The organism is Vibrio sp. CUB2, assembly GCF_001557945.1.
In the GTDB taxonomy this organism is placed as follows: domain Bacteria; phylum Pseudomonadota; class Gammaproteobacteria; order Enterobacterales; family Vibrionaceae; genus Vibrio; species Vibrio owensii.
This window is the reverse complement of the sequence record NZ_LNRB01000013.1, coordinates 119128-139654: the sequence shown is the minus strand read 5'-3', so window position 1 is coordinate 139654 and position 20527 is coordinate 119128. Positions and strand designations below refer to the sequence as shown.

Here is a 20527-nt window from a genome sequence, read left to right as displayed (position 1 = left end):
AACGATTAAAGTTCGAAAGGGTCGACATTGCGTCGGCCCTTTTTGTTTGTGAAGAGGAAACGCTGCGCTTCGATAGTCGGGAGCGCTTCGCTTTAGGAATAGAGAGGTACTCGTTGAAAGTACGAAGAAAAGGTATTTTGATTAAGAAGGTGTTGACCGAACTTGTTCTCAGAAAAGAAAAATAAAATCGTTTCCCGTTTCCCGTTTCCCGTTTCCCGTTTCCCGTTTCCCGTTTCCCGTTTCCCGTTTCCCGTTTCCCGTTTCCCGTTTCCCGTTTCCCGTTTCCCGTTTCCCGTTTCCCGTTTCCCGTTTTAGTTCGGCCAAGTGTCCGGTACAACAAACCAAAACTGACCGCTCTTTGTTTGAGCGTGAACAAACCTATCTGATGGTTTATCGATAGGCTCTAAGAATTCCTCATTGCCGATTGCCCACAGTGGTTTGGAAAGAGCATATAAAGGTTCATTAATTTCTTCCCATTGACTTTGATAGCACCAGTAACCGGATATTCGGCTTTGGTTTAGTTCGTAACCTAAACAGGTTGTAGGGATTGGTTCGGCCGCGAAAGGATTTACATAGAGGCGACCTTGCATCAGCAAGTGTTCACTCGGTGTGGCGTCTAACGGTAACTGTTGGTGGAACTCTTCTCTCTGGCTCATTTTTAGTTGGTGAGTGAGCATACGATCGAGCTTTTTGTGCAGTTGGTCGTGTGCATTCGGGCCATACCAAATGCCTTCATGCAATAAGTAGAATTTAATGGCGACTTCCCAATGCTCGTGTTGGTTTGTTTCCTGATTTTCGAGGATTAAATCGACGGCGCCAATTGTGCGTCCAGTAGTGTCATTAAGTTGGATTTCTTCGGCAATCAGTTCATATCGTGAAGAGCAAGTCAGCAACTTGGTACAAAGGTGTTGGTAGAGGAATCCGAGTCGTGGGTTGCCATCATAATTTTCGTTGTCCGATAGAGGTAAGGTCGGAATATCTTCAACAGTGACGAAAGGTTCCTTAAGTTGGAAAAGAGGTGGGGTGTTAGCAATCCATTGATGGAAACGTTGTAGTGAATTCATCCATTATCCTTGTTGTCACCGGCAAAGCCTTTCTATTGTATCGAAATTTATTCTGGTTGGGGATGCCACAACTAGCATCCTGATCGCGGTTCGATATACACTTTGTTCAAGCCACAAGTATTGGAAGTAACAATGAATAATTTACAGCTGGAAAAGATCCTTAACGAGAAATTATCGCCGCAACTTATTAAAGACTACGCACCGAATGGAATGCAAGTTGAAGGCAAATCAGAAATCAGACGCATCGTGACAGGCGTAACGGCCTCACAAGCATTGATCGATAAAGCGATCGAGTTAGAGGCTGATGCATTGCTTGTTCACCACGGCTATTTTTGGAAAGGTGAACCAGAGCCAATTCGTGGTATGAAAGGAAAGCGTATCCGCAGTTTGATCAAAAGTGACATCAACCTTTACGGCTACCATTTGCCGCTAGATATTCACCCAGAACTAGGCAATAACTCGGAGCTTGCACGCTTGCTAGACATTGAAGTGGAAGGTGGCTTAGAAGGACACCCTCAATCTGTCGCTCTGTTTGGCCGCTTAAAACAAGCAATGACTGGCACTGACTTCGCGAACAAAATCAATTACGTATTAAACCGTGAACCTTTGCATATCGCGCCTGACAATGCAGAAAAAATGATTGAGACAGTTGGTTGGTGTACCGGCGGCGGTCAAGACTTCATTGAGCTTGCGGCTCAACATGGATTAGATGCATTTATTTCGGGCGAGATCTCAGAACGTACGACTTACACGGCTCGTGAATTGGATATCCATTACTTCTCTGCAGGTCATCACGCAACCGAACGTTACGGCATTAAAGCGTTGGGTGAATGGTTGGCACAAGAGCACGGTTTAGACGTTACGTTTATTGATATTGATAACCCAGTATAGAAGGGACGGGCTTTGTCCTTTGAGATGCGAAAGTGTTACGCAATTATCTCTCGCATCTGGAGGCGAAGCGTTCCATAGAGCGCAGCTCGTTCTAATCTCTTCAAAATAGAAAGGGTTGACGCTTTCACGTCAACCCTCATATTTATTCGATTCTCGATTCTCGATTCTCGATTCTCGATTCTCGATTCTCGATTCTCGATTCTCGATTCTCGATTCTCGATTCTCGATTCTCGATTCTCGATTCTCGATTCTCGATTCTCGATTCTAACGCTTACTCGCGCTCATGCAGTGGAGAAAACTCGCGTTGAGTTTCACCAGTGTATAGCTGACGAGGACGACCGATTCGGTTTAGTGGATCGCTGTGCATTTCGTTCCAGTGAGCAATCCAGCCGATAGTACGAGAAATCGCGAAGATTACCGTAAACATCGATACAGGAATACCGATTGCTTTTAGGATGATGCCTGAGTAGAAGTCTACGTTCGGGTATAGCTTCTTAGACACGAAGTATTCGTCAGAAAGCGCAATACGCTCAAGTTCCATCGCAACGTCTAGTAGTGGATCTTTGATGTTTAGCTCTTTTAGAACCTCATGACATGTTTCACGCATTACCGTTGCACGTGGGTCGTAGTTTTTGTAAACGCGGTGACCGAAGCCCATTAGACGGAATGGGTCATCTTTGTCTTTTGCACGCTCAACGTACTCAGGAATGTTGTCTACGCTGCCGATCTCTTCAAGCATCTTCAGACATGCTTCGTTTGCACCACCGTGTGCAGGGCCCCATAGAGAAGCAATACCTGCGGCAATACATGCGAATGGGTTCGCACCAGAAGAACCAGATAGACGAACCGTCGACGTTGATGCGTTTTGTTCGTGATCTGCGTGAAGCGTGAAGATCTTATCCATCGCACGCGCAACAACAGGGTTTACTTCGTATTCTTCACATGGGTTTGCGTACATCATGTGTAGGAAGTTTTCTGCGTAGCTTAGGTCGTTACGAGGGTAGATAAATGGCTGGCCGATTGAGTATTTGTAACACATCGCCGCCAAAGTAGGCATTTTCGATAGTAGACGGTACGCCGCGATTTCACGGTGTTCGTCGTTGTTGATATCTAGTGAATCGTGGTAGAAGGCCGCTAGTGCACCAACCACACCACACATTACTGCCATTGGGTGAGCGTCGCGTCGGAAGCCGTGGAAGAAGCTTGCGATTTGCTCGTGCACCATAGTATGGCGAGTAACCGTTGTTTTGAATTGCTCGTATTGCTCACGGGTAGGGGCTTCACCATAAAGCAGGATGTAACATACTTCCAAGTAATCTGCGTTATTGGCTAATTGATCAATCGGGTAACCGCGGTGCAAAAGAATACCTTTGCCGCCATCGATGTACGTGATTGATGATTCACAAGATGCAGTGGCAAGAAAACCTGGGTCAAAAGTAAAGTAACCATTGGCTCCCAGTTTACGAACATCAATCACAGGTGTACCTAGCGTACCGTCCATAATTGGCAGTTCGATTGGCGCATGACCTTCGATGTGAAGGGTAGCTTTCTTATCCGCCATAACAATCTCCTTTGTTTATTATTTAATCCGTCCAGGATGTTTATGTGCCATTTTTGTACTGTTGTTAAAGCTTAAAGTCAATTTTTCTCCATTTTTGTGTGCACTTGTTATGATTTTTCTCATGAAAATCGTTAAAAATCTGTTCTATGTAGCATAATTTGTTACATCAATTGTATTAGAATGTTGCTGGCCGTATATTGGCACAGAAAATTTTAGTTAAATCCTTATAAATTCGGGGCTAGAAACAAAAGTGAGGTTTGTTTGTGGACTCCGTTTGTTAACAAAGTGTTTACAATTATCTCCGAGCTTATTGCGAGTGTTTGTTAATCAAATGTTAACTTTTGTACGTTTGGAAGCTGAAATTGGTTATAACAATAAATGCTCAATGGAGCTGAGTGAGCAAGCCCGTGAAAGAAAGAAAGTCAAGACCTGTTAATTTAGATTTACAGACCATCCGCTTTCCCATCACAGCAATCGCGTCAATCCTGCACCGTGTGTCGGGTGTGATTACGTTTGTTGCGGTGGGTATATTACTTTGGTTACTGTCCATTTCTCTGTCATCCCCGATGGGTTTTATGGAAGCCGCTGACATCGTCGATAGCTTCTTCGTGAAATTCATTCTGTGGGGCATTCTAACTGCACTTGCCTACCACATTGCTGGTGGTGTTCGTCACTTACTGATGGACCTAGGCCACTTTGAAGAACTAGATTCAGGCGCGATGAGCGCTAAAGTCGCGTTTGGTGCTACTGCAGTGTTATCACTATTGGCGGGGATCTTGGTATGGTAAAACACGTTTCTTCATTCGGTCGTAATGGTGTTCACGATTTCTTATTGATTCGTGCGTCCGCCATCATTATGACTCTATACACGATTTATCTGGTGAGCTTCTGTGCTTTCTCAGACATCTCTTACGCATCTTGGACCCAGCTCTTTGGTGGCACGTTCACTAAAGTCTTCACCATGTTGGCACTTGTTTCTATTTTGATCCACGCGTGGATCGGCTTATGGCAAGTTTTAACGGATTACATTAAGTGCGCGAAACTTCGTGGTGCACTTCAACTTGGTGTTATTGCCGTGCTATTCGGCTATGTCTTCTCTGGTCTATTTATTCTGTGGGGTGCGTAAGTGTCTATTCCAGTTCGTGAGTTTGACGCCGTAGTAATCGGCGCTGGTGGTGCGGGCATGCGCGCTGCACTACAAATTTCGGAGCAAGGCCTTTCTTGTGCGTTGCTATCTAAAGTTTTCCCAACACGTTCACACACTGTTTCTGCTCAAGGTGGTATTACGGTTGCGCTAGGTAACGCGCACGAAGACCATTGGGAACAGCACATGTACGATACGGTTAAAGGTTCTGACTATATCGGTGACCAAGACGCAATCGAGTACATGTGTAAGAACGGTCCTGAGTCTGTTATCGAGCTAGAGAAAATGGGTCTTCCTTTCTCTCGTTTTGATAACGGCACTATTTACCAACGCCCGTTTGGTGGCCAGTCAAAGAACTTTGGTGGCGAGCAAGCAGCACGTACCGCGGCAGCGGCTGACCGTACTGGTCACGCACTTCTGCACACGCTTTACCAACAAAACATCAAGCACAAAACAACGGTATTCTCTGAGTGGTATGCTCTTGATATCGTTAAAAATGAAGATGGTGTTGTTCTAGGCTGTACTGCGCTATGCATGGAAACGGGTGAAGTGTGCTACTTCAAATCGAAAGCAACCATCTTAGCAACTGGTGGTGCAGGCCGTATTTACGCATCAACGACTAATGCGCACATCAATACTGGTGATGGTGTAGGCATGGCACTTCGTGCGGGCGTTCCGATGCAAGATATGGAAATGTGGCAGTTCCACCCGACGGGTATCGCTGGCGCAGGTGTGCTTGTAACCGAAGGTTGTCGTGGTGAGGGTGGTTACCTTCTAAACAAAGATGGTGAACGCTTCATGGAGCGCTACGCACCAAACGCGAAAGACCTTGCTGGTCGTGACGTGGTTGCTCGTTCAATGATGATTGAAATCCGTGAAGGCCGCGGCTGTGACGGTCCTTGGGGTCCACACATTAAGCTGAAACTTGATCACCTGGGTAAAGATACTCTGGAGTCTCGTCTACCAGGCGTTTGTGAGCTTTCTCGTACATTTGCGCACGTTGATCCGGTCAAAGAGCCAATTCCTGTAATTCCTACGTGTCACTATATGATGGGTGGTATCCCTACTCAGGTATCAGGCCAAGCGATTCGCCAAGACGAGAATGGCGCTGACGTTGAAGTTCAAGGTCTATTTGCTTGTGGTGAGATTGCTTCTGTATCGGTACACGGTGCAAACCGTCTAGGTGGTAACTCACTGCTTGACCTTGTGGTATTTGGTCGTGCTACGGGCCTTCATCTGGGTGAAACACTGCTTAAACAAGCTGACGCGAAACCTGCGACAGAAGCTGATATTGAACGTTCATTAGAGCGTTACAACCGTTGGGAAAATAGCACTGACGGTGAAGATCCAGCGCAAATTCGTAAAGACCTACAACAGTGTATGCAAAACAACTTCTCGGTATTCCGTGAAGGTGATGCAATGGCAAAAGGTCTGGTAGAGCTGAAAGCTATCCGTGAACGTCTGAAAAACGCTCACCTTGCTGATAAGTCGACGGAGTTCAACACACAACGCATTGAGTGTCTTGAACTAGAAAACTTGATGGAAACTGCTTATGCGACGGCGGTGGCGGCTAACTACCGTACAGAAAGTCGTGGTGCACATGCTCGCTTTGACTTCCCTGATCGTGATGATGAACAGTGGCTATGTCACTCTATCTACAACCCGGAAACGGAAGCAATGACGAAACGTGGTGTAAACATGGAGCCAATCCATCGTGAAGCATTTCCGCCAAAAGCACGTACGTACTAAGGAAAGGAGGGTAATATTATGAAACTGAATTTCTCTTTGTACCGCTACAATCCGGATGTCGACCAAAAGCCGTACATGAAAGACTACACGCTTGAGGTGGAAGAAGGATCAGACATGATGCTTCTGGATGCATTGATCCTTCTGAAGGAGCAAGACCCTAGCATTGCATTTCGTCGTTCATGCCGCGAAGGGGTATGTGGCTCTGATGGCCTAAACATGAATGGTAAGAATGGTCTAGCGTGTATTACACCGTTATCTGCACTGCAAGGTGACAAGATTGTCATTCGACCTTTACCAGGCCTACCAGTAGTGCGTGATCTTATCGTTGACATGACACAGTTCTACGATAACTATGCGAAAGTTAAGCCTTTCTTGATTGACGATGGCGCTCTACCTCCATCTCGCGAGAACTTACAAACGCCTGATGAGCGTGCGCATTTAGATGGACTGTACGAATGTATTATGTGTGCATGTTGTACAACTTCTTGTCCATCATTCTGGTGGAACCCAGGTAAATTTATCGGCCCTGCTGGTCTTCTAGCAGCTTACCGTTGGCTAATTGATAGCCGAGATACGGCAACTGATGAACGTTTGTCCGATCTTGATGATGCATTTAGCGTTTTTCGTTGCCATGGCATCATGAATTGTGTAAGTGTTTGTCCTAAGGGGCTAAATCCAACGAAAGCCATCGGTCACATCAAGTCGATGCTAGTCAATCGTTCGATTTAATTAACAACAAAAATTGCCGACCCAAATGGGTCGGCTCTTAATAGCTCGGCGCAGACCGAAGCAAACGTGAAAACTACTGGTTAAGGGAAAATATGCACAACGGCGTGATGAAGGCATGGCTCGAGTCTTCACACTTGGCTGGCGCCAATGCAACGTATGTAGAGGACCTCTACGAACTGTATCTAAGTGACCCCGATCTGGTAAGTGAGGAGTGGAAACGCGTATTCGATGAGCTGCCTAAAAGCTCAGAAGAAGTGGCTGAACAGCCGCATTCGCGTGTCCGTGACTACTTCCGACGACTCGCTCAAGAAACAAAGCATTACAGTGTCCAAGTTAGTGATCCAGATGTCGACGCTAAGCAAGTAAAAGTTCTCCAGCTTATCAACGCATACCGCTTCCGCGGTCATGAAGCTGCAGAGCTCGATCCTCTAGGTCTATGGCAACGTCCACCTGTGGCGGAGCTAGACCCTGCATTCCACAATCTCACCGAAGATGACTTCGCAGAAACTTTCAACGTAGGTTCTTTTGCCATTGGCCAAGAGACGATGCAGTTGAAAGAAATCTACTCAGCACTAAAGAAAACCTACTGTGGTTCTATTGGTGCAGAATACATGCACATGACAGATACAGAGCAAAAGCGTTGGATCCAGCAACGTTTAGAGTCTGTGGTTGGTCAGCCATCTTTCGATAAAGACGAAAAACGTACATTCCTTGAGGAGCTTACGGCTGCTGAAGGTCTCGAGCGTTACTTGGGTGCTAAGTTCCCAGGTGCAAAACGTTTCTCGTTAGAAGGTGGTGATGCACTGATTCCGATGACAAAAGAACTGATTCGTCATGCTGGTACCAGCGGCATGCGTGAAGTGGTCATCGGTATGGCTCACCGTGGACGTTTGAACATGTTGGTCAACGTTCTTGGTAAGAAGCCTCAAGATTTGTTTGATGAGTTTGCAGGTAAACACGACGAAACATGGGGTACAGGTGATGTTAAGTACCACCAAGGTTTCTCGGCAGACTTTGCAACGCCAGGTGGTGATGTTCACCTAGCGCTCGCATTTAACCCATCTCACCTTGAGATTGTAAACCCAGTAGTTATCGGTTCAGTTCGTGCACGTCAAGATCGCCTTGGTGACTTTGATGGCAGCCGCGTACTACCAATCACTATTCACGGTGACTCTGCGATCGCAGGTCAGGGCGTGGTAGCAGAGACGTTCAACATGTCTCTTGCTCGTGGTTTCTGCGTTGGTGGTACTGTGCGTATTGTTGTGAACAACCAAGTTGGTTTCACAACCTCTAACCCTCGTGATACGCGTTCTACCATGTACTGTACTGATATCGCTAAGATGGTACAGGCTCCGATTTTCCACGTTAACGCTGACGATCCAGAAGCGGTTGCTTTCGTAACGCGTATTGCATTGGATTACCGTAACGAGTTCAAACGTGATGTTGTCATTGATTTGGTTTGTTACCGTCGTCATGGTCACAACGAAGCGGATGAGCCGAATGCAACTCAGCCGTTGATGTACCAGAAAATCAAAAAGCACCCAACACCACGCAAGCTATACGCTGATGTATTGATCGATAAAAACGAATCAGACATTGAAGTTGCAACTCAGCTTGTGAACGAGTACCGCGACGCACTGGATAAAGGTGAAGTTGTGGTAAAAGAGTGGCGTCCAATGGCTCTTCATTCAGTCGACTGGTCTCCATACCTAGGTCACGACTGGGATGTTGAGTGGGACAACAAGTTCGATTCAACTCGCTTGAAAGAGCTTGGTCAACGTCTAATCCAATACCCAGACAGCCATAAGCTACAAAGCCGTGTAAACAAGCTATACAACGATCGCTCTGCAATGATCAGCGGTGAGAAACCGCTTGATTGGGGTATGGCTGAAACACTGGCGTACGCAACCCTAGTTGATGATGGTAAGCGTATTCGTATCTCCGGTCAGGACTCAGGTCGTGGTACTTTCTTCCACCGCCACTCTGTTCTGCATAACCAAAATGATGCGAGCACTTACATCCCGCTGGCGAATATTCATGACAAACAAGGTCCATTCCAAGTTTTTGACTCTGTGTTGTCAGAAGAGGCGGTATTGGCATTTGAGTACGGTTATGCAACGGCAGAGCCAAGCGGCTTGACCATTTGGGAAGCACAGTTTGGTGACTTCGCAAACGGCGCGCAAGTTGTGATTGACCAATTTATCTCGTCAGGTGAGCAAAAGTGGGCTCGTCTGTGTGGCCTAACTATGCTGTTGCCACACGGTTATGAAGGCCAAGGCCCAGAGCACTCATCAGCGCGTCTAGAGCGTTATCTACAATTGTGTGCTGAACAAAACATGCAAGTTGTAGTGCCATCTACACCTGCGCAGGTTTACCACATGATCCGTCGTCAGGTGGTGCGTCCTATGCGTCGTCCACTGATTGTTATGTCACCTAAGTCGCTACTGCGTCATCCACTTTGTACGTCTTCATTAGAAGATCTTTCTGAAGGCACATTCCAGCCAGCGATCCCAGAGATTGATAATCTGGAGCCAAGCAAAGTGAAACGTGTTGTGTTCTGTTCAGGTAAGGTTTATTTCGACCTTCTAGAACAGCGTCGCAATAACGAACAAGATGATGTTGCTATTGTGCGTATCGAGCAACTGTACCCATTCCCTCTGGATGAAGTACAAGCGGCGATTGCGCAATACACGAATGTTGAAGATTTCGTTTGGTGTCAGGAAGAGCCTCAAAACCAGGGCGCTTGGTACTGTAGCCAACACAACTTCCGTGCTGCTATTCCAGCAGGTGCAGATCTTAAATACGCAGGTCGCCCAGCTTCTGCTTCGCCAGCAGTAGGCTACATGTCGGTGCACTTGAAACAACAAAAAGCGTTGGTTGAAGACGCTCTGAACGTGAACTCAAAAACTTCGCATTAAGAACTAGAAGTTAAAGGAAGAAACAGATATGACAATTGAAATTCTGGTTCCAGATTTACCTGAATCAGTTGCTGACGCAACCGTAGCGACATGGCACAAACAACCAGGCGACGTAGTCGAGCGTGATGAAGTTCTGGTTGATATCGAAACCGATAAAGTAGTGCTTGAAGTTCCAGCTCCGGAAGCCGGCGTATTAGAAGCCATTATTGAAGAAGAAGGTGCAACAGTACTTTCTAAGCAGTTGATCGCGAAGCTTAAGCCTGGTGCTGTAGCGGGTGAGCCAACAACAGATTCAACCGAAGACAAAGAAGCGTCTCCTGATAAGCGTCATAAAGCTGCGCTTACAGAAGAAAGCAACGATGCGCTAAGTCCAGCGGTTCGTCGTCTTCTAGCTGAACACGGCCTAGAAGCAAGCCAAGTGAAAGGCTCTGGTGTTGGTGGTCGTATTACTCGCGAAGATATCGAAGCTCACCTTGCAAACGCAAAAGCTGCGCCAAAAGCAGAAGCTCCAGCAGCCGTTGAAGCACCTGCAGCCGCACGCAGCCAAAAACGTGTTCCTATGACGCGTTTACGTAAGACAGTAGCAAACCGTCTTCTAGAAGCGAAGAACAACACGGCAATGCTAACTACGTTTAACGAAGTAAACATGAAGCCAATCATGGATCTTCGTAAGCAGTACAAAGACCAGTTCGAAGAGCGCCACGGTATTCGTCTAGGCTTCATGTCTTTCTACGTGAAAGCTGTAACAGAAGCACTAAAACGTTACCCAGAAGTGAATGCATCTATCGATGGTGATGACATTGTTTACCACAACTACTTTGATATCAGCATGGCGGTTTCTACGCCACGTGGCCTAGTGACACCAGTACTTAAAGACTGTGACACGCTAGGTTTTGCAGATGTTGAAAAGGGCATTAAAGAGTTAGCAATTAAAGGTCGTGATGGCAAGCTAACCGTTGATGAGCTAATGGGTGGTAACTTCACTATCACTAACGGTGGTGTATTTGGTTCACTGATGTCTACTCCGATTATCAACCCACCACAATCAGCAATCTTGGGTATGCACAAAATCCAAGAGCGCCCAATGGCGGTTGATGGCAAAGTAGAAATCTTGCCGATGATGTACCTAGCACTATCTTACGACCACCGTTTGATCGATGGCCGTGAGTCAGTGGGCTTCCTAGTAACCATTAAAGAGCTACTAGAAGACCCAGCGCGTCTGCTATTAGACGTTTAATATCGCTAAAACGTCGAGTTGTCCTTGATGGCTCGACGTCTACAGCATCCAAGGCTAGACTGGCTCAGCGTCTGGCCTTCACTTGAACTGCCCCCGATATATCAATAAGCAGTTGATTTGAGAAGACCCTACAGACGTACCGCATCAAGCGGCGTTATGGAAATAATAAATCCCTTAAGGGATAAACAAACGGAATATCAAAATGAATTTGCATGAATACCAAGCCAAACAGCTGTTTGCAGAATTCGGTTTGCCTGTACCGGAAGGCTACGCATGTGATACGCCACAAGAAGCTTTTGAAGCTGCGGGTCGCATCACTACTGAAAAGAAAGTTGTAAAGTGTCAGGTTCACGCTGGTGGCCGCGGTAAAGCGGGCGGTGTTGAGCTACACGATACAAAAGACGGCGTAAAAGAATTCGCACAAAAATGGCTAGGTAAGAACTTGGTTACTTACCAAACAGACGCAAATGGTCAGCCTGTTACTAAAATCCTTGTGGAAGAAGCGTCTAACATCGCTAACGAACTTTACCTTGGTGCGGTTGTAGACCGCGCGACTCGTAAGATCGTTTTCATGGCTTCTACTGAAGGTGGTGTGGAAATCGAAAAAGTTGCGGAAGAAACGCCGGAGCTAATCCACAAAGCAGCAATCGATCCACTAGTAGGCCCTCAGGCTTACCAAGGTCGCGAGCTAGCATTCAAACTTGGTCTTGAAGGTGACCAAATCAAACAATTCGTTAAGATCTTTATGGGTCTTGGCACTATGTTCTCTCAGTACGACCTAGCGCTACTAGAGATCAACCCGTTGGTTATTACTGGTGAAGGCAACCTGCTATGTCTTGACGGTAAGATCAACATCGACTCAAACGCGCTATACCGTCAGCCTAAGCTTCGTGAAATGCACGATCCTTCACAAGAAGACGAGCGTGAAGCACACGCAGCTCAGTGGGAACTGAACTACGTAGCACTAGACGGTAACGTTGGCTGTATGGTTAACGGCGCGGGTCTAGCGATGGGTACAATGGACATCGTAAACCTACACGGTGGCAAGCCAGCTAACTTCCTAGACGTAGGTGGTGGCGCGACAAAAGAGCGTGTAGCAGAAGCATTCAAGATCATCCTATCTGATGACAACGTAAAAGCTGTTCTAGTAAACATCTTCGGCGGTATCGTTCGTTGTGACATGATCGCAGAAGGCATCATCGGTGCGGTGAAAGAAGTTGGTGTAACGGTACCTGTTGTTGTTCGTCTAGAAGGTACTAACGCTGACCTAGGTCGCGAAGTTCTTGCTAATTCTGATGTTGATATCATTGCTGCTGAGTCGCTAACAGATGCTGCTCAGAAAGTTGTTGCTGCTGCGGAGGCTAAATAATGTCTGTACTAATTAACAAAGACACTAAAGTAATCTGTCAGGGCTTCACTGGTGGTCAAGGTACTTTCCACTCAGAGCAGGCAATTGCTTACGGTACACAAATGGTTGGTGGTGTATCTCCAGGTAAAGGTGGTCAAACTCACCTTGGTCTTCCTGTATTCAACACTGTACGTGAAGCTGTAGAAGTGACTGGCGCAACAGCAACGGTTATCTACGTTCCAGCACCATTCTGTAAAGATGCAATCCTAGAAGCGATCGACGCAGGCATCGAGCTTATCGTAACGATCACTGAAGGCATCCCAACAACAGATATGATCGACGTTAAAGTGAAGTTAGAAGAAACTGGCGTTCGCATGATCGGTCCTAACTGTCCGGGTGTTATCACGCCTGATGAGTGTAAGATCGGCATCATGCCTGGTCACATCCACAAGAAAGGTAAAGTGGGCATCGTGTCTCGCTCAGGTACTCTAACGTACGAAGCGGTTAAGCAAACGACAGACGAAGGCTTTGGTCAGTCAACGTGTGTTGGTATCGGTGGCGACCCAATCCCAGGTTCAAACTTCATCGACATCCTGAAGCTTTTCCAAGAAGATCCAGAAACTGAAGCAATCGTAATGATTGGTGAAATCGGTGGTACTGCGGAAGAAGAAGCGGCGGCTTACATCAAAGAAAACGTAACGAAGCCAGTGGTTTCTTACATTGCTGGTGTTACCGCTCCTCCTGGTAAACGTATGGGTCACGCAGGCGCAATCATCTCAGGTGGTAAAGGTACTGCAGAAGACAAATTCGCAGCACTAGAAGCGGCTGGCGTTAAGACTGTGAAATCTCTAGCTGAGATTGGTAAAGGTCTACGTGAAGTGACAGGTTGGTAATCATCCAAACCATTGTATAAGCATTAAAAAGCCTGCGATTTCGCAGGCTTTTCTTTTTCTATTTCACAATGGCTTGTGTTTAATCTTTAACGCGATTTAGTTATATAGTTATTTCGTTACTAGGCTTTGCGTTTAATCAGCTGGCTAAGCATAAATAGGAATGTCGCGCTAATCACAACTGAAGGGCCTGCTGGTGTATCGAAATGCCAAGACAGGCTTAGGCCCATCAGTACCGCGATAGAGCCAATAATTGAGGCAAACAAGGCCATTTGTTCTGGTGAAGACGACACTTTACGTGCAGTTGCGGCTGGGATAATCAATAGAGAAGTCATGATTAGCGCACCAACAAACTTCATCCCGACAGCGATAACCACACCGACCATGAGCATTAGCACTAAGCGCACTAAATCGGTATTCACGCCCTCAACGGCAGCTAGCTCCTCACTTACAGTGCTTGATAAAAGCGGTCGCCAGAATGCATACAGACAAGCACTGACACCGATCACTCCAGCGTAGATGAACATTAAATCCTGTGGTGAAACTGCAAGCAAATCACCAAACAGGTAGCTCATCAAATCCACGCGAACGTTCTCTAGGAAGCTGACCGACACCAAGCCAATCGATAAGGCGCTGTGTGCCAGAATACCTAGCAGCGTATCGGTAGCGACAAGCTGTTGTTTTTGCAAAGTAACCAGCAGTACAGCAAGTGCTAAGCAACAAACCAACAATGCTAGGTAAAGGTTTATGTTGAGCAAGAAGCCTAGTGCCAAGCCCATTAAAGAGGCATGGGCGAGCGTATCGCCAAAGTAGGCCATTTTTCGCCAAACCACGAAAGAGCCGAGTGGACCAGCAATGATTGCGATACCGATACCGGCTAAAATTGAAGGCAATAAAAACTCAATCATGATGATGGTGTCCGTGAGAGTGGTTAGAACATGATGTTGCATCACCCGTCACTGGAGAGCCTGCTAAATCGTGGTGATGATGGTCGTGGTCGTGGTCATGGTGATAGAATGCCAATGACTCACGAGTCGCATTGCCAAACAACGCGATATAAGACGGGTGCTGAGTAATGGTTGCCGGTGAGCCAGAGCAGCATACGTGATGATGCAAGCAGATCACATCATCGGTCTTAGCCATGACCAAATGCAGATCATGAGATACCATAAACACGCCACAATCGAAGCGATGGCGAATGCTCTCAATCAGATCGTATAAGTCGATTTGACCTTGAACATCAACACCTTGAGCTGGTTCATCAAGCACGAGCAATTCAGGACGTTGAAGTAGGGCGCGAGCAAGCAGTACACGTTGGTTTTCACCACCAGAAAGACGGTGCATGTTACTTTTGATGAGGTGTTCAGCGCCAACAAGACGCAACGCGTCGAGGCATTCCTGCTTGCTATACTTGCCAGCAAGGTTTAGGAAACGAATGACATTCAATGGAAGAGAATCGTTGAGTTTCAGCTTCTGGGGTACATAACCAATTTTCAGCTTACGTTGCTTGGTTAATTTACCACTGGTTGGTTTTTGGAGACCTAGAATGACTTTGACTAACGTCGATTTTCCCGCTCCGTTGGGACCAATTAGGGTAGTGATCTTGCCCTTTTCTAATTCCATTGTGACATTGTCGAGAACTCTGCGTTCGTCAAACTCGACGCACAGTTGCTCAAGACGGACTAGTGAAGACATGAATGAAACTCATTTGCAAATTGTTAATGTTATAATGTAACATTATCTCACTTTCCACGCTATACCCCAAGTAAAACTATGAAAAGAGCTATAATTCTTGCTGTTTCAGCAATGTTAACCTTACCTGCTCATGCGGTAACCGTGTTGACTAGTATTAAACCTATTCAAATGATCACAACCGAGCTGACGGAAGGCGTTACTGAGCCGGAAGTTCTGCTACAAAACAATGCTTCGCCACACGATTACGCTTTACGTCCATCGGATGTGAAGAAGGTAGCTGCTGCCGACCTTGTTATTTGGTACGGCCATGATCTCGAACCTTTCCTAGAGAAAGTGGTGACGGATAAAGGTAACACGCTAACTGTTAGCGAAATTCCGGGCCTATCGTTACGTGCATTTAGTGGTGAGCATGATCACCATGATGGTCACGATCACGGCACGCATGATCCACATTTCTGGTTGGGTGTTGAAACCGTAAAACAAGTTGCCAACGCTATCGCTCACAAACTTGCAGAAATCGATCCTACGAATGCAGACACTTACGCAGCAAACTTGAAGAAGTTTGAAGCGGAGTTAAAAGCTACGGATGCGGAGATTAAGCAACAACTGACACCAGTGCAAGACAAAGGTTATTTTGTTTTCCACGATGCTTACGGCTATTTTGAATCACGTTACAACCTAAATCAACTCGGGCACTTTACGGTTTCTCCAGATCGTAAACCGGGAGCAAAAACATTGATTCATATCCGTAAAACATTGGGCACGGGTGATGTCGCTTGTGTGTTCTCAGAACCACAATTCACCCCTGCTGTGGTTGAAAGTGTGATGCGTGGCAGCGATGTTAATGCTGGCGTTCTTGACCCATTGGGTAGCAGTGTTGATGTTAAATCAGGTAGTTACTTTGTATTCTTGAAAGGAATTTCAAACAGCTTTAGTCAGTGTTTGAGCGAAAAGTAACAATTGTGTTGTTGTTCTCTACACAGAACACGCGTTTAACGTGATCTGGCAGTAAGAATTACAAACCTTTGGCGCAGTGAGTCTTTTCTATCAATGGAATTGAGATATCATTATCAATAATTAGCGGCTCAAAATAACCATATACGTACTCAGCTATGGAAGGCATGAGTAAACCATGAGTCGCACGTATTGATACATGTAAGGATTTTATCTTGCTGCGCCAACTAGCCCTATTTTTTGGGGCTTTTATCCTCTCATTTCAAGCGTTTGCTTCAAGTGAAGCGAATGCGATCTTCTACCCTTTGCCAAATCAGGTTAAGGGGACTTTTATTGCGGCGAAAAAATTGTTTCCTGGTGAGCATGGTGGGCTTTGGATCCATGATGTTCATGGTCGAGTACTGTTCTACAATGGGCAGACAACCTTGCCTAAATCAGGAAGTTTTCTGCAAACAAAAGCCGAGCAACTGGCCTACCATAAAGGCTCATTCTGGACGTTTGTCGAAAATGAAGTGTACCAAACTTATCCTAACCAAGAGCGTCGCTTGGTTTTTAGCCTCAATCCTGGCTCGCAGATTCGAAAGATTGGTTCATCGGGTAACTTTATTTGGGTGAGCGATGGCGCGCACTTCTATACCTACAATATTGAAACCAGCGAACTGAACTCTTTCTCTTTGCTTCAGCTCTATCAGCACAGCAACAACAGCTACGTCTATATTAATGACGCTATTTTTGTAGAGACAAAATGGGCATTAGCGACCACGTCAGGCGTTTATTTATCTGAAGGAAGTAAATTCAACCATGTGGTTTCTTCTGGCAAGCATTACATTGAAAAAGTGTATTACTCCCATACAAGGCGAGAGATTTTAGTCGGCACGCTCAAAGGGGCGCTGATCTTCAATATCTATGAGCCAAGTAAACCGGTTATTAGAATCGGTGCCTCGCATGTGCTGACTTTTGCGGAAACCAACCAAGAATACTGGGTAGGAACGGAGCAGGGGCTCTACTTGTATTCTTTCTTGAGTGGAGAGGTGACTCAAGTAACCCCAGCAAGCTTCCTTGAGTTGGAATTAGCGAGCACTAAAATCTACTCGTTATTGAACGACAATATGGGTGGTATGTGGATTGCGACCAACCAAGGTATTCGCTATTACTCATTGTTCAGTAAAAAGTTTGAGCGGATAACCTTCAGTAGTTATGACCAACAAACACTGACCGGACGTATTCGACAAACGTTAACAGGGCCAGATGGCGCATTATGGTTTGCTGATGACCACAAGTTGTATCGTTCAGGAAGTTCAGAGATTACTGAAGTCTTACATCTGCCATCCCAGATAAATGAATTTGCTTTTCAAGGTGAAAAACTCTGGATAGCCACGTCTTCCGGTTTAGAGATTTACAACCTAAATAACTTACAGCGTGTGACGTTTCCATACCTTCGTGTCATTGCTGGAAGGGAAATTGATCATATCGTCTCTGATGGAACTGACCGACTTTGGGTTTCCAGCGGCTATCAACTATTTAATATCGATGCTACGAATCAGCGGATAAGAAACTTCGGCAGCGATTGGTTAGTCAGCCAGTTTTTGCCTGCTAAAATCACCCGTTTATATGACAAAAAAGATTTGCTTTTGATTGGTACTGACCACGGCGTCTATGAATACGATGGTGAGCGAATTCGATTTAACCGCTTCTCAGAAAAGTACGGTGAGTCACTCGATATCATTACCGCGATTGATGGCTCTCATTGGTTTGCTTCTGCTTATGGTGTTTTCAAAACGGTACCGGGTAGCGATGCAAAAGAAGTGATGGAAATGAGTGTATCAAACTCTCGCCCGGCCTGTTTACTCAGTGACTCAGAAGGTGTGTGGCTTGCTTCATCAGTGGGGCTCAGCTATTACCATCTCTCAGGGCAGTTGATGAAGCATTATTCTTCAGCATCCGGCCTCATTAATAATGAATTTCTTCCGGGTGTTTGTAATGTTATTCGTCGCTCAGAAGATAGTGACCGCCAACTTATCTTTGGCTCTCAATATGGTTTAGTCAAAGCTGATTCGTCAAAGTTACTCGTATCCAACACGCCAGAATCCCAACTGATCGTTAGTCAAGTCATGCTAGAAAATGAGGTGGTTCAAGTTGGTAGTGCTGACCTAGAAAGTATGAAGCTACCTCATGGCTCTTCGTTAAGCTTTCTTTTTGGGGTGATGCCGAAACCGGATAACCAAAACCTCTATTATCGCTTGAACGAGAGCGACCAGTGGCAATCGCTGGAAGGTGGTCAATTAACACTAGAACATCTCAACTCAGGTGATTATCACTTGCAGGTGAGTAATGATTCGCAGCTCGCGTCTGGCTTAATCGGTTTGGACTCAAAATTCACTGTATTAAAACCTTGGTATTTGTCCAAACTGGCGATCACTGGATTTACTTTGGTCACCATCGCCATTGTCGCTCTTTTGATGTATTGGCGCTCACGGTATGTGTTGCAAGCGAACCGTGACTTGGCAGCACAAGTGACGTTAAAAACCAACCAGCTTCGCCATCAAAGTCGAGTTTTATTGACCAGTAACCAGCAACTAAGAAAGCAGATTCAAGTGAGAAACTTGCTGGTGGACCATGTTGCACAGTCAATTAAGTCGAGCGTTGACTCGATAGCGCATAAGTTACCTGTTGATTTAGATTCAGTGACTCAAGATCATCTATCAAAAACGTATTGGCAGTTAAACGAATTAAAGAGCTCTCCGGGAGACACCAGTAACGGAAGTCAAAACTATAACCTGAGTCAGATAACGCAATCTGTTGTGGATGTTTGGCGTGAGGACTTTTCTAAAGCCGGTATCAGTGTTGAGCTGCAAGACAATCACAAAGCAAGCCGTATTTCATTAGAAAGCTTTAACCTTGATGTCATATTCAACAGTATTTTCGCCAATATCATCAAACGCTCTTTCCGAGGGCAGTCGGTTAAATTGGTATTGGACGAGGCTAATGACATCGTCTCATTGAGTTTTATTGACTACGGAACGCAATTACCAAGTAAAGCGGCAGTAATGCGCCCAACCAATGCCAGTAATGTAGATTTGAGTATGGATAACTTACCTCAACTTGTTGCCGCAAGTGGAGGGCATTTATCTATGTTTGCTTCTGATGCTCAAAATAAAATAGAGATTACTTGGCCATGTGCTCAAGAACCGAGCCATGTTGAAGAAGTATTGCCCGAGTTTACGGAAGTTGAACCACAGCAGCAAACTACCTCACCAGAGCAAGAGTGGTTGATGAAAGTTTACCAATTGGTTTCTGAGCATTATCACGATCCGGAGTTTGGTACGGCGTCTGCTGCGAAGATGCTTTATATGTCTGAGCGAAGCCTACAGCGGCGCTTTAAGTCGGCTTCGTCAAGAACGCTAAAAGACTACGTGACAGAAGTAAGATTAGAAACAGCCTGTGAACAGCTACTCGCAGGAGAGAAAATCAGTGAGGTTGCATTTAACTGTGGTTTTAATGACCCATCGTACTTTAGTCAGAAGTTTAAGTTGCACTTTGGCTTGCCTCCTTCCAAGTTTGCCATGACTCAAGATAGTCAGACGAGCCTTTAGCTCTTAATTTGACATTAGCTAGCCCAGCCTTAGTGCTGGGTTTTTTCATGCCTGTGAGACGAACGGTGTCGTAAAGAACGTCATATAGATATTGGACAGAAGGGCATGCTCTCTAATCTGACAGGATAAGGGATAAGGGATAAGGGATAAGGGATAAGGGATAAGGGATAAGGGATAAGGGATAAGGGATAAGGGATAAGGGATAAGGGATAAGGGATAAGGGATAACGCGCGCAAACCATCTAATGAAGAACATGTGCAGTAAAATGGTTATGAAAGATGGTGAGAGACAATAGAGATAATTGAGCTTTGTTTGAGAAGAAGGTTGAGAAATTATAAGGAGTTAATTGAGAAGCGAATGAAGAAAGAGAAGAAAAAAAATATCGTGGTATAGCCGGGGGGACTATACCACGGGTGTCAATGACACCTTCGCTTGCTGCCGGAGTGACATGTTGCCATGCCACCTCTGGAATTCTTTTGAGAGGCTGTTGTCTCTCGATGGGTTAACTATACGAGACCTTACTTATTTTTCTTATAAAAATAACGACAGCTTTATGTGAGAAAAGCGACAAGTTGTATTTTTATTTATAACTAACTGTATTTGATGTAATTTTTACTGCTGATGAGTTTAAATGTTACGTTTGTGTTAATCTGCATTTGGCTGAAAATATTCGATTTTGACGAAAATGACGTGAGATTAATTAACGGAGTTGACGTTTCATTTCGCCAAAAGCATTAATGAAATCTTTGATTTC

At 45.6% G+C, this 20527-nt stretch carries 15 protein-coding genes; 11 read left to right on the top strand and 4 right to left on the bottom strand.

Going from position 1 to position 20527, the window contains the following annotated elements; translation table 11 throughout:
- Window positions 1-311: 311 nt before the first annotated feature.
- On the bottom strand, window positions 312-1064 hold the full coding sequence (locus ATB78_RS19795) for a DUF1853 family protein (RefSeq protein WP_061010049.1): 753 nt from the start codon (window positions 1062-1064) through the stop codon (window positions 312-314).
- Window positions 1065-1196: 132 nt separating this feature from the next.
- Between ATB78_RS19795 and ATB78_RS19790 the strand changes: the two genes are divergently transcribed.
- Window positions 1197-1955 (top strand): Nif3-like dinuclear metal center hexameric protein, encoded by a 759-nt coding sequence (locus tag ATB78_RS19790; protein WP_061010047.1) that lies wholly within the window; start codon window positions 1197-1199, stop codon window positions 1953-1955.
- Window positions 1956-2226: 271 nt separating this feature from the next.
- Here ATB78_RS19790 and ATB78_RS19785 read toward each other — a convergent pair whose 3' ends face one another.
- Entirely contained in the window at window positions 2227-3516 is a 1290-nt protein-coding gene (locus ATB78_RS19785) for a citrate synthase (RefSeq protein WP_005436975.1), read from the bottom strand.
- Window positions 3517-3911: 395 nt separating this feature from the next.
- Here ATB78_RS19785 and sdhC point away from each other — a divergent pair, with 395 nt between their 5' ends.
- From sdhC to sucD, 8 genes are all read left to right on the top strand, one after another.
- Entirely contained in the window at window positions 3912-4304 is a 393-nt protein-coding gene (gene sdhC / locus ATB78_RS19780) for a succinate dehydrogenase cytochrome b556 subunit (protein ID WP_005446421.1), read from the top strand.
- Window positions 4298-4642, top strand: a complete 345-nt coding sequence (gene sdhD / locus ATB78_RS19775; protein WP_061010045.1) for a succinate dehydrogenase, hydrophobic membrane anchor protein — start codon at window positions 4298-4300, stop codon at window positions 4640-4642. The genes sdhC and sdhD overlap by 7 nt, the downstream gene beginning before the upstream one ends.
- The gene (gene sdhA, locus ATB78_RS19770; protein WP_005436979.1) at window positions 4643-6409 is read left to right on the top strand and encodes a succinate dehydrogenase flavoprotein subunit; all 1767 of its coding nucleotides are present in this window, start codon (window positions 4643-4645) and stop codon (window positions 6407-6409) included.
- An 18-nt stretch (window positions 6410-6427) separates the two neighbouring features.
- Window positions 6428-7138, top strand: a complete 711-nt coding sequence (locus ATB78_RS19765) for a succinate dehydrogenase iron-sulfur subunit (protein ID WP_061010043.1) — start codon at window positions 6428-6430, stop codon at window positions 7136-7138.
- 92 nt (window positions 7139-7230) lie between these two features.
- Window positions 7231-10056, top strand: a complete 2826-nt coding sequence (gene sucA / locus ATB78_RS19760; protein WP_061010042.1) for a 2-oxoglutarate dehydrogenase E1 component — start codon at window positions 7231-7233, stop codon at window positions 10054-10056.
- A 28-nt stretch (window positions 10057-10084) separates the two neighbouring features.
- Window positions 10085-11293 (top strand): 2-oxoglutarate dehydrogenase complex dihydrolipoyllysine-residue succinyltransferase, encoded by a 1209-nt coding sequence (gene odhB / locus ATB78_RS19755; protein WP_020196060.1) that lies wholly within the window; start codon window positions 10085-10087, stop codon window positions 11291-11293.
- Window positions 11294-11495: 202 nt separating this feature from the next.
- A complete protein-coding gene (gene sucC, locus ATB78_RS19750; protein WP_005426700.1) occupies window positions 11496-12662 on the top strand; it encodes an ADP-forming succinate--CoA ligase subunit beta in 1167 nt (388 codons plus the stop codon).
- Entirely contained in the window at window positions 12662-13534 is an 873-nt protein-coding gene (gene sucD, locus ATB78_RS19745) for a succinate--CoA ligase subunit alpha (protein WP_005436989.1), read from the top strand. The genes sucC and sucD overlap by 1 nt, the downstream gene beginning before the upstream one ends.
- 119 nt (window positions 13535-13653) lie before the next feature.
- Here sucD and znuB read toward each other — a convergent pair whose 3' ends face one another.
- Window positions 13654-14439 (bottom strand): zinc ABC transporter permease subunit ZnuB, encoded by a 786-nt coding sequence (gene znuB, locus ATB78_RS19740; RefSeq protein WP_005436990.1) that lies wholly within the window; start codon window positions 14437-14439, stop codon window positions 13654-13656.
- Complete coding sequence (gene znuC, locus ATB78_RS19735; protein ID WP_061010040.1) at window positions 14432-15226, bottom strand: zinc ABC transporter ATP-binding protein ZnuC; 795 nt, start codon at window positions 15224-15226, stop codon at window positions 14432-14434. Before znuC ends, znuB begins: the two co-directional genes overlap by 8 nt.
- Before the next feature lie 78 nt (window positions 15227-15304).
- On the opposite strand from znuC, the gene znuA reads away from it, so the two are divergent.
- Entirely contained in the window at window positions 15305-16183 is an 879-nt protein-coding gene (znuA, locus tag ATB78_RS19730) for a zinc ABC transporter substrate-binding protein ZnuA (protein WP_039842844.1), read from the top strand.
- 212 nt (window positions 16184-16395) lie between these two features.
- Window positions 16396-19773, top strand: a complete 3378-nt coding sequence (locus ATB78_RS19725) for an AraC family transcriptional regulator (protein ID WP_061010038.1) — start codon at window positions 16396-16398, stop codon at window positions 19771-19773.
- The last annotated feature ends 754 nt before the right edge of the window (window positions 19774-20527 follow it).